General features: G+C 62.9%; 10 protein-coding genes. 8 read left to right on the top strand and 2 right to left on the bottom strand.

The genetic code is table 11. The features are described from left to right. Positions 1-26: 26 nt before the first annotated feature. A complete protein-coding gene (locus ACE3PH_RS14065) occupies positions 27-1,133 on the bottom strand; it encodes a fatty acid desaturase (protein ID WP_374320147.1) in 1,107 nt (368 codons plus the stop codon). A gap of 12 nt (positions 1,134-1,145) precedes the next feature. After that, complete coding sequence (locus ACE3PH_RS14060) at positions 1,146-2,240, bottom strand: ferredoxin reductase (RefSeq protein WP_374320144.1); 1,095 nt, start codon at positions 2,238-2,240, stop codon at positions 1,146-1,148. Positions 2,241-2,352: 112 nt separating this feature from the next. Between ACE3PH_RS14060 and fabR the strand changes: the two genes are divergently transcribed. The 8 genes from fabR to ACE3PH_RS14020 all read left to right on the top strand — a co-directional run bounded on the left by fabR (position 2,353) and on the right by ACE3PH_RS14020 (position 13,840). After that, positions 2,353-3,048 (top strand): HTH-type transcriptional repressor FabR, encoded by a 696-nt coding sequence (gene fabR, locus ACE3PH_RS14055; RefSeq protein ID WP_374320142.1) that lies wholly within the window; start codon positions 2,353-2,355, stop codon positions 3,046-3,048. Positions 3,049-3,127: 79 nt separating this feature from the next. Beyond that, the gene (locus ACE3PH_RS14050; RefSeq protein ID WP_374320139.1) at positions 3,128-3,853 is read left to right on the top strand and encodes an SGNH/GDSL hydrolase family protein; all 726 of its coding nucleotides are present in this window, start codon (positions 3,128-3,130) and stop codon (positions 3,851-3,853) included. Positions 3,854-3,980: 127 nt separating this feature from the next. Beyond that, positions 3,981-4,334: a CidA/LrgA family protein gene (locus ACE3PH_RS14045; protein ID WP_374320137.1), complete on the top strand. Its 354-nt coding sequence runs from the start codon at positions 3,981-3,983 to the stop codon at positions 4,332-4,334. Further along, positions 4,331-5,056, top strand: a complete 726-nt coding sequence (locus tag ACE3PH_RS14040; RefSeq protein ID WP_374320135.1) for an LrgB family protein — start codon at positions 4,331-4,333, stop codon at positions 5,054-5,056. Before ACE3PH_RS14045 ends, ACE3PH_RS14040 begins: the two co-directional genes overlap by 4 nt. 83 nt (positions 5,057-5,139) lie before the next feature. Further along, positions 5,140-8,658 (top strand): DUF2126 domain-containing protein, encoded by a 3,519-nt coding sequence (locus ACE3PH_RS14035; RefSeq protein WP_374320132.1) that lies wholly within the window; start codon positions 5,140-5,142, stop codon positions 8,656-8,658. A gap of 99 nt (positions 8,659-8,757) precedes the next feature. Further along, entirely contained in the window at positions 8,758-11,319 is a 2,562-nt protein-coding gene (locus tag ACE3PH_RS14030; RefSeq protein ID WP_374320129.1) for a circularly permuted type 2 ATP-grasp protein, read from the top strand. Further along, positions 11,319-12,251 carry a transglutaminase N-terminal domain-containing protein gene (locus ACE3PH_RS14025; RefSeq protein WP_374320126.1) on the top strand — a complete coding sequence of 311 codons (933 nt, stop codon included), beginning with the start codon at positions 11,319-11,321 and terminating at the stop codon, positions 12,249-12,251. Before ACE3PH_RS14030 ends, ACE3PH_RS14025 begins: the two co-directional genes overlap by 1 nt. Positions 12,252-12,406: 155 nt before the next feature. Beyond that, a complete protein-coding gene (locus ACE3PH_RS14020) occupies positions 12,407-13,840 on the top strand; it encodes a circularly permuted type 2 ATP-grasp protein (protein ID WP_374320124.1) in 1,434 nt (477 codons plus the stop codon). Positions 13,841-13,959: the final 119 nt, after the last annotated feature.

Genomic DNA, 13,959 nt, shown 5'->3' with positions numbered 1-13,959 from the left:
TTTTCCTTGATGGTGTTAACCAGCTATCACGCTGCAGCCAGCTGGCGTTGCGGGCGGCTTGGGAAGGCGTGGCGGATGATGCGCCAGATCACCTGACCGAACTGGGTGAACAGCGAGCCGGTGTTGTAGTAGATGCCATAGCGGGCACAGATCTCGCGCACCTGCTTGCCCATTTCGGCATAGCGGTTGGCCGGCACGTCAGGGAAGAGGTGGTGCTCGATCTGGTTGCTGAGGTTGCCCGACAGCAGGTCCATCAACTTGCCGCCCGTCAGGTTCGACGACCCGCGGATCTGGCGCAGATACCAGTGACCGCGGCTTTCGTTCTTCAGCACCTTGGCAGGGAAGAGCTGCACATTGCTGGTGAAGTGGCCGCAGAAGATGATGGTGTAGGTCCAGATGTTGCGAATGCCGTTGGCCACCAGGTTGCCAGTGAAGACGGACCAGAAGCTCGGCAGGGCCAGCAAGGGGAAGACCACGTAGTCCTTGATCAGCTGGCGTGCCACCTTGCGACCCACCGGGCGGGCCTGACGAGCCAGTCTGGCCGGTGTGGTGTGGCCCGTGAACAGACGACCCAGCTTGAGGTTCTGGATGGCCACGCCCCACTGGAACATCAGCGCAAAGATGATGGCGTAGATGGGCTGCAGCAGGTAGACCGGCGACCAGCGCTGTTCAGGGAACAGGCGCATCACACCGTAGCCGATGTCGTCGTCCATGCCCTGCACATTGCAGTAGGTGTGGTGCTTGTAGTTATGGGTGTGACGCCAGTTGTCGCTGGTGGCCACGATGTCCCATTCGAAGGTCTTGCCGTTGAACTTGGGGTCGCCCATCCAGTCGTACTGACCATGGATGACGTTGTGGCCCAGTTCCATGTTGTCGAGGATCTTCGACAGGCCCAGCATGATGGCGCCCGTCAGCCAGGCGGCAAACAGCCAGGTTTCAGGCAGGAAGATGCCCGCCATCAGCAGGGCGCGGCCACCCAGTTCCAGGTAGCGCACGGCCGCCGCCACACGGCGGATGTGGCGTGCATCCCGTTCGCCCAGGTCGGCCACCGTGCGGGCACGCAAGGCGTCGATTTCGGCGCCAAAGCGTTCCAGTTCTTCGGGGGAGAGAGTGCGGTTCTGAATGTTGCTCATGTTGCGCGTGCTTCAGAGGTCAAGGGAAATGTCGGTACAGGGACGGCTGACGCAGATGCGTACCGTCGTGTCGGGTTCGGCGTCTCGGTCGCCGGTGTAGGTGTCTTCTACCGTGCCTTCCAGCTTGGTGCAGACACAGGTATGGCAGATGCCCATGCGGCAACCGTGGCGAGGGTGCACCCCTTGCGCCTCCAGGGCTGACAGCAGGGACAGGCCAGCCGGCACGGTCAAGGTCTTGCCGCTGCGGTTGAGCTTGAGCTGCACCGTTTCGTTGCCTTGGTGCAGATTGATCGGGGTCGCAGGGGTAAAGGCCTCGGCCTTGAACAGCTGAGCTGCGCCAGTCACGGCGCGGGCAGACTCTACAAAACCACCAGGGCCGCAAGCGTAGATCTGCTGCTCGCCCAGGTTGTCCACCATCTGTGTCAGCAACGCGCTGCTGATGCGGCCAGACAATTCGTCAGCCAGGCGGTGCGGTTCGCGTGTCAGGATGAGGTGCAGCTTGAAGCGAGGGTAACGCTGGGCCAGTTCCTGCAACTCGCGTGCGAAACACACATCAGCGCGGGTCCGGGCCCAGTAAGCCAGCGTCAGGTTCACCGGCATGTTCTGGTGGGCCAGTTGGCGGATCAGGCTCATCAGCGGGGTGATGCCACTGCCGGCAGCCAGAAACAACCAGGCACCTTCAGGCTTGGCTGGCAGGGTCAGCTCACCAAACGCGGGCCCGATTTCCAGCACGTCGCCCACCTTCAGGTGCTGGCACAGATGGGTACTGACCACGCCACCAGGCACATGCTTGATGGTGATTTCCAGGCGGCCATCACGACGCGGTGCGTTGCTGAGGCTGTAGCTGCGGGTCACGCGGCGGCCATTGACCTCCACGCCCACGTTCACGTGCTGGCCGGCAACAAAGCCGCCCACGTGACGATTGGGCTTGAGCACGAGCGTCACGGCGTCGTGTGCTTCGACACGGCGCTCGACCACGCGGGCGAGCGCACGTGACCACGACCAGGCAGGGTTGATGTGTCCGGCCCAAAAGTCGAAAACGGACGAATCAACCAGGGGTTGAATCAGGCGGGCCAGCGGGCCTTGGGTAGATACGGATGTGGACACAGATACTCCGACAATCATTCGGCTACTTGAAAGTATACGATAAAAGACATCTGTCTATACAGCTGTGCATCAATTTGTATAGATAATGGTGTCAGTTCTATTTGACGCAGCCATGACGTTTCAACAGCCCAGCCCGTCATCTTTGACAGCCGACAGCAGTCACCACGCGACGACATCGCCTGGGCGCAAGGCAGTCATTTCGCGCGATGACATCATTGCCGCCGCGCTCAAGCTGCTGGGCCCGCACCGCAGCCTGTCGACGCTCAGTCTGCGTGAGGTGGCTCGAGAGGCGGGCATTGCGCCCAACAGCTTCTACCGACATTTTCGCGACATGGACGAGCTTTCTGTGGCGCTCATCGATCTGGCTGGACAATCTTTGCGCCAGATCATTGGCCTGGCTCGCCAGCGGGCGACCACCCATGGCAGTGTGGTACGGGGCTCGGTCGAGGCGTTCATGGACCAGATGCGTGCCGACGACAAACTCATGCACATTCTGCTGCGTGAAGGTACTGTCGGGTCGGATGCCTTCAAGCAGGCGGTGGACCGCCAGCTCAATTTCTTCGAAGAAGAGTTGCGGCTGGATCTGATCCGGCTGGCCAAGGCGCATCGCACGGGCTTGTACGAGCCGGCGCTGACGGCCAAGGCCATCACGCGGCTGGTGTTTGCCATGGGCGGCTCTGCCATGGAGATGCCGGAGAGCCGTCAGAAAGAGTGGGTTGATCAGGTCTCGCAGATGGTGCGCATGATCGTGACCGGCACGCAAGCGTTGGCTGGCAACGTCATCCGTGATTCATCGACCCAGAAATGAGCTCGGCATGTCATGTGCTTTACATGACAGCGTTATAAATAAACAGCTGTTTCATGTTGGCTGACCATCCGGGGTGCTGATGCCTGATCTGCTGGTTCGACTGTTGCTTGCGCCTGTGCTGCTGTTTCAGGGGCGCTGGGTAAGGCGTGTCACCCCGGTGTTGCCTGAGCCGCCTGGGCCGCGAGAGGGGGTGGCAGGTGCCGGCCCCACTTTGAGGTTGCTGATTCTGGGAGACTCGGCTGCTGCGGGTGTGGGTGTCAGTACCCAGTCCGAGGCCCTGTCCGGCCAATTGCTGCGGGCTCTGGGCAGCCGGTACCGGGTGGAGTGGAAGATGCTCGCCCGTACGGGTCAGACCACCGACGATGTGCTGCAACAGATACGGGCCATGCCCGACGATCGTTTCGACGTGGTGGTCACATCGCTGGGTGTCAATGACGTGACCTCGATGGTCGAGCCTGATGCCTGGCTGTCAGAACAGAATGAGCTGGTCTGCCTGCTGGCAGAGCGCTTCCATGCACGGCATCTGTTGTTGTCCGAGGTGCCGCCCATGCATGTCTTCCCGGCCTTGCCGCAGCCCTTGCGGTGGTATCTGGGGCAACGGGCCTTGTGGCTCAACCGCCTCTTGCCCGAACTCGTTCGTCATCACCCCGAATGCGAGGTGGTGCATGCGCGCTTCCCTCTGCAGCCGGCCTTTGTGGCACGAGATGGCTTCCATCCCGCTGCGCCAGCCTATGCTTTCTGGGCTGACGAGTTGGCGCGTGCCATCAGCCGTCGCATGGCCGTCACCACGGTGTCATCGGCCTGAGTCACAGTAGACGCTGGCACAATCGTCAGCTTCCGCACTGCTGTTTTCGGTCAACCATGCGATTGCGCCCCGGTTTCACTCCCTGTGTCAGGTTGAGGGGGCGCTGCGCCCGATGTGAGGTGCGGCCATGATTCCGGGGCTGGTTCTGCTGCTGGGGTGCCAACTGCTGGGCGAGGCTTTGGTGGTCCTGACGGGCCTGCCTGTGCCGGGCTCGGTGGTCGGGATGGCCATGGTGCTGGTCGCGATGATTCTGCGAGCGGGGCGCATGCCTCAGGTTCGGCAGGCAGGCAATGCCATGTTGATGCTGGTGCCGCTGTTGCTGGTGCCGATCAGTGTGGGCGTGATGGAGCAATGGGACGTGTTGAAAGCCGCATGGCTGCCTCTGGTGGTGGCGCTGGTGGTCAGTGTGGTGCTGGGGATGGCCGCGACAGTGTGGACCATTCGCCTGATGCGCCGTTGGGATGACAGGAGCGACACATGAACGCCGATGTCTGGCTGCATGCGGGGCAGGCTGTGGTGCATCACGCCCTGTTTCCGTTGTTTCTGACCCTGGCCGCTTATGCGGCTGGCAACTGGATGTACCGGCGGGCAGGGCAGTCGCCTCTTGTTCACCCGCTCATCATGGCGGTGGCCATCGTCATCATCGTGTTGAAGACGCTGGGTCTGTCCTATCACGACTATTTCGAATCGACCCGTTTCCTGCATTGGTTGCTGGGTCCTGCGATCGTGGCCCTGGCGGTGCCCCTGTATGGCGAGCTCAAGCAGTTGGGCGCCCGCTGGCGCGCCCTGATGGCTGGCCTGGTGGTGGGCAGTGTGGTGGCGGCTGTGTCGGCCATGATGCTGGTGTTGCTGCTGGGCGGTGGTGTGGCCCTGGCCAAGGCCATGAGTACGAAATCTGTCACGACGGCGCTGGCATTGGTGCTGGCTCAGGAGATCGGCGCATCGGCGCCCATTGCCTCGACCATCGTGCTGGTGACTGGTTTGCTCGGTGCCGTCATCGGGCCCTGGTTGCTGCCGAAGCTGGCCCCGGGTGACGAGGCTGCACATGGCATGGCCTACGGTACCTGCGCTCACGCCATTGGCACCTCCAAGGCGCTGCAGATCAGCGAGACCTGTGGCGCCTTTGCGGCCCTGGCCATGGGCATGAATGGCTTGCTGACAGCCTTGCTGTTGCCCATGCTGATGGCATGGTGGGGGCACTGATGGGATGCACCAAGTTGGTGGCCCGTAACTTGCTCATGTTTTTGTCATAAGCGAACTGATCGCTGATTTGTCCGGAGATCTGTGTGTCTATTCATGTCGCCCTGAACCACGTCACGCACTACCGTTACGACCGTCTGGTCAATCTGTCTCCACAGGTGGTCCGGCTCAGACCGGCGCCCCATTGCCGTACACGCATCCTGTCCTACTCGCTCAAGGTCGAGCCTGCCAACCACTTCATCAACTGGCAGCAGGATCCGTTCTCCAACCACCTGGCCCGTCTGGTCTTTCCCGAGCAGACCCAGGAATTCAAGATCACGGTCGATGTGGTGGCCGAGATGGCCGTCTACAACCCCTTCGACTTCTTCCTGGAGCCGGAGGCCGAGAACTATCCCTTCACCTATGAAGCGGGCCTGAAGCACGATCTGGCGCCCTATCTGGTCAAGGATGAGCCTACACCTGCCTTCCAGGCGTTCATCGACACGATCGACCGCTCCGAAGTCCGCACCATCGACTTCCTGGTCGGCCTGAACCAGCGCCTGCAGCACGACATTGCTTACACGATCCGCATGGAGCCAGGGGTGCAAACGCCGGAGCAGACCCTCACATTGAAGTCGGGCTCCTGTCGCGACACCGGCTGGCTGCTGGTGCAGACCTTGCGCCACATGGGGCTGGCCGCCCGTTTCGTGTCGGGCTACCTGATCCAGTTGAAGGCCGACGTGGCTGCGCTGGACGGCCCCTCGGGCACCGATGTTGACTTCACCGACCTGCACGCCTGGTGTGAGGTTTATTTGCCCGGGGCTGGCTGGATCGGTCTGGACCCGACCTCCGGTCTGTTGGCCGGTGAAGGCCATATCCCGGTGGCCTGTACACCCGAGCCCACGACGGCTGCGCCAGTGACCGGCGCGGTCGATGAGTGCAAGGTCGAGTTCGAGCACGCCATGAGCGTGACACGCATCTATGAGTCGCCGCGGGTGACCAAGCCTTACACCGAAGACCAGTGGCAGGACATTCAGATCCTGGGCAAGGCCGTCGATGCCACGCTGCAGCAAGGCGATGTGCGCCTGACCATGGGTGGTGAGCCCACCTTCGTGTCTGTGGATGACCGCGAAGGCGCTGAATGGAACACCGATGCCCTGGGCCCGACCAAGCGTGGCCTGGCCACCAGCCTGGTTCACAAGCTGCGTGAGCGTTACGGCAAGGGGGGCTTCCTGCATTTCGGGCAAGGCAAGTGGTATCCCGGCGAGCAGTTGCCGCGCTGGGCCCTGTCGATCTTCTGGCGCACCGATGGGCGCCCGTGCTGGCATGACCCCAGCCTGTTCGCCGACGAGCGCACCAGCCCGGTCTACACCAGCGAGGACGCCAAGCGTTTCATCGACTCCCTGGCGATCCGGCTGGGCGTGGGCCCGTCGTTCATCCAGCCCGGTTACGAAGACACCTGGTACTACCTGTGGCGTGAGCGTCGACTGCCGGTGAACGTCGACCCCTTGGATTCCCGCGTGGATGACGAGCTGGAGCGCGTGCGCCTGCGCCGGGTCTATGACCAGGGTCTCAAGCACGTGGTGGGCTATGCCTTGCCCCTCAAGCGCGACTGGAACGTCGGCATGAGCGGTCCTGCCTGGGTGACCGGACCCTGGTTCTTCCGTGATGAGCGCATGTACCTGATCCCCGGTGACTCGTCCATGGGCTACCGGCTGCCGCTGGATTCGCTGCCTTGGGTCTCCAAGGGCGACTACCCCTTCATGCACGAGCACGACCCCTTTGCGCCCAAGCCTGATCTGGCAGACAACGCCATGCTGCGTGCGCAGTACGGTTCCCACCAGGTGGGGGCTGGTTTTGCACAGGGCGGGGCGGTTTCTGTGCAGGGTCAGACCGTCACTGGCCTGGGTGGCGCCGCACAAAATGGCGAGTGGGGCAACCTGCGCGCCAACCCGGTTCTCGGCGCAGCCGGCCCCGCTACGGCGACGAATGTCGACACGAGTCGCGTGCCCAGTCGTTTCGAATCGGCCCACTGGATCACCCGTACGGCTTTGTGCGTGGAAGTGCGCAACCCGGATCGCGCCAGTGGCCCCAAGGTCGAGACCGAAGGCCAGGGTGGAGGCGTCATGTACGTCTTCATGCCACCCTTGACCAGCCTGGACGATTACCTCGACCTGTTGGCAGCGGTGGAAGCCACAGCCGCCGACCTGCGCTACCAGATCGTGCTGGAAGGCTACCCGCCGCCGCGCGATGCCCGCCTCAAGCTGCTGCAGGTCACTCCTGACCCCGGTGTGATCGAGGTGAACATCCATCCAGCGTCGAACTGGGACGAACTGGTCGATCACACCGAGTTCCTGTACCAGGCCGCCCATGAAACCCGTCTGTCGACCGAGAAGTTCATGGTGGATGGTCGGCATACCGGCACGGGTGGTGGCAACCACTTTGTGCTGGGTGGTGCCACGCCGTCGGACAGCCCCTTCCTGCGCCGCCCCGACCTGTTGTCGAGCCTGCTGACCTTCTGGCACAACCACCCGTCCTTGTCCTATCTGTTCTCGGGGCTGTTCATCGGCCCCACCAGCCAGGCGCCGCGTGTGGACGAGGCCCGTACCGATCAGGTCTACGAGGTCGAGCTGGGCCTGCAGGAAATCGAGCGCCAGATGGCCATCTGGAACCAGTGCCCGCCCTGGATGATCGACCGCACGCTGCGCAACCTGCTCATCGACGCGACCGGCAACACCCACCGCAGCGAGTTCTGTATCGACAAGCTGTACTCGCCCGACGGCCCCACCGGCCGCCTGGGTCTGCTGGAGTTGCGTGCGTTCGAGATGCCGCCCCATGCCCGCATGAGCCTGGTGCAGCAGTTGTTGTTGCGCTCGCTGGTGGCGTGGTTCTGGCGCGAGCCCTACAAGGGCCACGGTGCACAGCGCCTGACCCGTTGGGGCACCGGCCTGCATGATCGCTTCATGCTGCCGAGCTTTGTCGAGCAGGATTTCGACGACGTGCTGGCCGAACTGGCTCAGGGTGGCTTTGAGTTCCAGCGCGAGTGGTTCGCCCCCCACTTCGAGTTCCGCTTCCCATACATCGGTGAAGTGGCCGTGTCGGGCGTGCGCCTGACCCTGCGTGGGGCCCTGGAGCCCTGGCACGTCATGGGTGAAGAGGGGGCTCCAGGAGGAACGGTTCGCTATGTGGACTCGTCGATGGAGCGTCTGGAGGTGCGCGCCACCGGTCTCAATGGCAACCGCCATGTCGTGACGGTGAACGGCCAAGTCGTGCCTTTGCACCCCACGGGGCGTGTCGGCGAGTACGTGGCGGGTGTGCGCTACCGCGCCTGGCAACCGCCGTCGTGCCTGCACCCCACCATCGGGGTTGATGCGCCGCTGGTGTTCGACCTGGTCGACAGCTGGCTCAAGCGCTCGGTGGGCGGGTGCCAGTATCATGTGGCTCACCCAGGTGGACGCAATTACGATACCTTCCCAATCAATTCGTACGAGGCCGAAAGTCGGCGTCTGTCACGGTTCTTCCGCATGGGGCATACCCCGGGCGTGATGAACATCAAGCCACTCAAGCCCGGCATCGAGCATCCGCTCACGCTGGACCTGCGGGCGACCAAGATCGGTGGTATCTGACACTTGACCGGGCGGGGGCGGGCTGCCCCCAGCGCCGGACACCACTGTCTTCTCCGACAATACGGGCAGTTCATGTGAATTGCCCCTTTTTTATTTTTAATGTCTTCTTTGCAGCTGTTCGACGACGAGCCCGATCCTTCCGTGACCGCGGAGGCGCTTTTGCGCCGTGCCCGGCCGGCTGAGGCAGGGCATTACGACGAGCTGCGCGAGGCCGATGGCAGCCTGCGCCCCGCATGGCAGGCGTTCGCCCGTAACCTGGGTGGCCCGCTGGATGACCTGACCCAGCGTCAGGACCTGCTGGGACGCCAGATCCACGAAGACGGCATCACCTACAACGTCTACAGCTCGCCAGATGGCATGACCCGTCCCTGGTCACTGGAGGTGTTGCCCTATCTGATTTCGGCTGACGACTGGCGTGCGCTTGAAAAGGGCGTGGCCCAGCGCGCCCATCTGCTCAACCAGATCGCCAGTGACATCTACGGCGATCAATCTCTGCTGCAGCAGAACCTGCTGCCGGCTGCGCTGATTCAGGGCCATCCGGGGTACCTGCGGGTTTTGCGTGGCACCCAGCCGCGTGGGGGCATCTACCTGCACCTGATGGCGTTTGACATGGCCCGCGGCCCGGACGGCAACTGGTGGGTCGTCTCGCAGCGTACCCAGGCACCATCGGGGCTGGGCTACGTCATGCAGAACCGCCTGATCGTCTCGCGGCTGTTTCCCGAGGCCTTCCGGGCGCTCAACGTGCAGCATCTGGCCAGTGGCTTCCGGCGTTTGCTCGACACGGTGCAGATGCTGGCCGAACCTTGTGCCCAGGGTGAGTCGCCTCGCCTGGCGCTGCTGACGCCGGGCCCCTTCAACGAAACCTATTTCGAGCAGGCCTACCTGGCGCGCTATCTGGGTGTGCCGCTGGTTGAAGGTGGCGACCTGATCGTGCGCGACGAGCGGTTGTATTTGAAGACCGTGCAGGGGCTGGAGCCCATCCACGGGCTGCTGCGCCGGCTGGACGACGATTTCTGCGACCCGCTCGAGTTGCGCTCCGACTCCACGCTTGGGGTGCCTGGGTTGATGCAGGCTGTGCGCGCAGGCAATGTGGTGATGGCCAATGCGCTGGGTACGGGCTTTCTGGAGTCACCCGCCATCCACGGCTTCTTGCCGGCCTTGTCTCGCCATTTGCTGGGTGAAGACCTGTCTCTGCCATCCCTGCCGACCTGGTGGTGCGGCGAAGAGGCCGCCTGGCATGAGGTCGAGCCGAACCTGGAGGATCAGGTCATCCGCGCGACCTACCCGAACCAGCATTTCGATGCGGTGATAGGGCGCTCCTTGTCGCCCGAATCACTGGAAAACTGGCACCGGCGCATTGCACACAACCTGGAGGCGCACACCGTTCAGACCTTTGTGCCCTATCCACAGGCCCCGGTGTGGGCGCAGGGGCAGTGCACCATGCGAGGCGCATCCTTGCGTGTTTATGCCCTGGCTGACGGGCGTGGTGGCTGGCAGGTGCTGCCAGGTGGCATGACACGCATTGCCACCCGTGACGCAGGCCCTGTGTCAATGCAGTTGGGCGGCTCCAGCCTCGATACCTGGGTGATGACCGACGGCCCGGTGGATACCTTCTCGATGCTCAAGCAGTCGGTCAAGCTTGACGAACTGCTGCAGCGGCAGCGCCCGGTTGCCAGCCGCATCGGTGAAAACCTGTTCTGGATGGGGCGCTATACCGAGCGCACTGAATTGCAACTCCGCCTGATGCGCGGCCTTGCCAGCGTGCTGTCCGATGACGAAGATGCCGACCCCGATGTGGGGGAGGCCCTGACCGACCTGGCCATCTACAACGGGCTGGCCCCTCGTGAAACGCCCAGTCTGGCCAAATCGCCCAGGGTGTTCGAACGGGCGGTGGTGGAGGCGCTGGCCGATCGCCAGGCCACGCAAGGCGCCTACAGCATCGCCTTCAACCTGACCTCGCTGGAGCGTGTGGCCCAGGCTCTGCGCGAGCGGCTGTCGCCTGAGCATTGGCGTCTGTTGCGCGACATGGGGTCGGACTTCAAGGACCGCCTGCACGGTGACGACGATGCCCTGGCACGCCTGCCAGACCTGTTCAAGGCCGACATGGCGCTGGACAACCTCGCCATGCAACTGGCTGCCGTCACGGGCGCCCAGACCGACCGCATGACCCGCGATGCTGGCTGGCGCCTGCTCACCGTGGGTCGACTGATCGAGCGCCTCATTGGCTACGCCAGCTTCCTCAAGGCTTTCTGGCTGCATCATGCAGTCCACAGCCACAAGGGGTTCGATCTCTTGCTGGTGCTGTTTGACAGCACCATCACCTTCCGCGCGCGCTTCCAGCGTCGGCTGGAGTTGCCCGCGCTGGTGGCGTTGCTGGTGCTGGACGAAGCCAATCCGCGGGCGCTGGCTTGTGTGTTGCGCCGCCTGCGCACAGAGCTGGGCAAGCTGCCCGACCGCGGTACCCGTGATGACTTGTTGGCGCTCTTGCCCCAAGAGGGGGTTGGCATGAGCCTGGAAGAGCTTTGTGAGCCCTTGCTGGGTGAAATTGCGATGCTCAATCTGTCGCAACGGCTGATCGAGGCCGGTTGGCGCTTGTCTGATGAGCTGGGCCGCATCTACTTTGCCCACGCCGAGCCCAACGAACAGATGGTGAGCGCCTGATGGACCACCCCACGCCCACTGCACGGCTGAGTGTCGAGCACGAAACGACCTACCGCTATGCCCATCCGGTCGAGATGGCGCAGCACATTGCCTGTTTGCGGCCCTTGAGCGATGCCGGTCAGAGCCTTGAGATGTTCGAGATGGATGTCGAGCCTGAGCCCGCCCAGCACAGCACCCGTAGCGATGGCTTTGGCAACAGCCGGGCCTATTTCGCCCTCAACGCGGCACACAGCGAGCTCTGTGTGGTGGCGCGCAGCGTCGTATCGGTGGTTGACCGCTATCATGGCCTGAAGGCGGACCAGAGCCAGACCTGTGGCGAGGTGCGTGAGCTGTTGCGTTACCGCGCAGATGGGACCTTTCAGGCGGCCAGCGAGTTTGCCTTCACCTCGCCATTCGTGCCCCTGCACGAAGAATTGCGTGAATACGCGATGCAGTCCCTGCGTGACGACTGGCCTTTGGCCGAGGGGGCCATCGAACTGATGCAACGCATCCACGCCGACTTCACCTACGCCCCGGCTTCCACCGACATCTCCACCCCCATTCTCGATGTGTTCGAGCGCCGCAAGGGGGTGTGTCAGGACTTCGCCCATCTGATGCTGGGCTGCCTGCGTGCCTGCGGTCTGGCTGCGCGCTATGTCAGTGGTTACCTGCTCACACGGCCTCCCGCAGGGCAGCCTGCCATGGTGGGGGCTGATGCCTCTCATGCCTGGATCAGCGTCTGGTGCCCCGGCCTGGGGCAAGCGCTGGCTGATGACTGGCTGGATCTGGACCCGACCAACGACTGCATTCCGGGCACGCAACACGTACGCGTGGCCCATGGACGCGATTTCGGCGATGTCACGCCGCTGCGCGGCGTGATCCGAGGTGGCGGCCGGCACACCTTGTTGGTGCGCGTGACGACGCGATTACTGTCTGATCATGTGGTCGAATAGGTCAAATGCACCACATTTGATTCATGTCGCACTTTTGTGTGGCGTGGCGCCCGAAACCTGTGCCAAGTCAACCCTGCGGCAATCAGGGTTGGCACACTCTGTGCATTGCTCAGACTGACCGCTGTTTTCAAGGGACCCCTGACGGGACGAAGTGAATGCGATTCTTCGACGAAATGAACGTCAGCAGCGCCCAGGTGCGCGACCATTACAAGACCTACGAGCGCTGGTTGGCTCGGCAGCCTCGCGAGCTCATGCAGTCCCGCCGAGAGGAAGCCGAGATGATCTTCCGGCGTGTCGGGATCACCTTTGCCGTCTACGGCGACAAGGATGAAACCGGCGCAGGCACCGAGCGCCTGATCCCGTTTGACCTGATACCCCGCATCATCCCGGCCGCAGAATGGCGCGAGATGGAAAAGGGCCTCAAGCAACGGGTCACCGCTCTCAACCGTTTCCTGCAGGACATCTACCACGACCAGGAAATCCTCAAGGCGGGGGTCGTGCCAGCCGAGCCGGTCCTCAACAATGCCCAGTTCCGCAAGGAGATGATGGGGCTGGATGTACCCGGTGGCATCTATTCGATCATCTCGGGCATCGACATCGTGCGGGCCTGCAACCCCGACGGTTCGGGCACCTACTACGTGCTGGAAGACAACCTGCGCGTGCCCAGCGGTGTGAGCTACATGCTCGAAAACCGCAAGATGATGATGCGCCTGTTCCCTGACCTGTTTGCAGAGAACCGCATTGCGCCGGTCGCGCATTACCCCGACTTGCTGCTCGACACCCTTCGCTCGGTGGCGCCGGCTTCGGTCAACGAGCCCACGGCCGTGGTGTTGACACCAGGCATGTACAACTCGGCCTACTTCGAGCACGCCTTCCTGGCGCAGCAGATGGGTATCGAGCTGGTCGAAGGTCAGGATCTGTTCGTCAAGGATGACTTCGTCTACATGCGCACCACCCGCGGTCCGCAGCGTGTCGATGTGATCTACCGCCGTGTGGACGACGACTTCATGGACCCCGAGGTGTTCCGCAAGGACTCTTCGCTGGGTGTGGCTGGTTTGCTGCGCGCCTACCGCGCGGGTAATGTCACGCTGGCCAATGCCTTCGGTACGGGGATCGCCGACGACAAGTCGATCTACCCCTATGTGCCCAAGATGATCGAGTTCTATCTGGGCGAGAAACCCATCCTGCACAACGTGCCGACCTACGTCTGCCGTGAAAAGGATGATCTGAAGTACACCCTGGACAACCTGGGCGAACTGGTGGTCAAGGAAGTGCACGGGGCAGGGGGCTACGGCATGCTGGTGGGCCCTGCGTCCACCAAGGCCCAGATCGAAGAGTTCCGCCAGGCCCTGCTGGCCAACCCCTCGAATTACATCGCGCAGCCGACGCTGTCGCTGTCGACTTGCCCGACCTTCGTCGAATCCGGCATCGCACCGCGGCACATCGACCTGCGCCCCTTCGTGCTGTCCGGCAAGACCGTGCAGATGGTGCCTGGCGGTCTGACCCGCGTGGCGCTCAAAGAAGGTTCGCTGGTGGTCAACAGCTCGCAAGGCGGTGGCACCAAGGACACCTGGGTTCTCGAATCATGAAAGGGTTGTGGCCATGCGCTATGACGGCTCTCGCGCCCAGACTTCACCTTTCCAGCCGGATGACCGCTCTGGTGGTTACCACGGCGCCGAACTGAACCTCCATACTCCCCGAACGGAGT

This window comes from Aquabacterium sp. (assembly GCF_041909175.1).
GTDB lineage: Bacteria > Pseudomonadota > Gammaproteobacteria > Burkholderiales > Burkholderiaceae_C > Aquabacterium.
The sequence above is the reverse complement of the archived record's forward strand: the minus strand, read 5'-3'. Positions and strand labels throughout refer to the sequence as shown.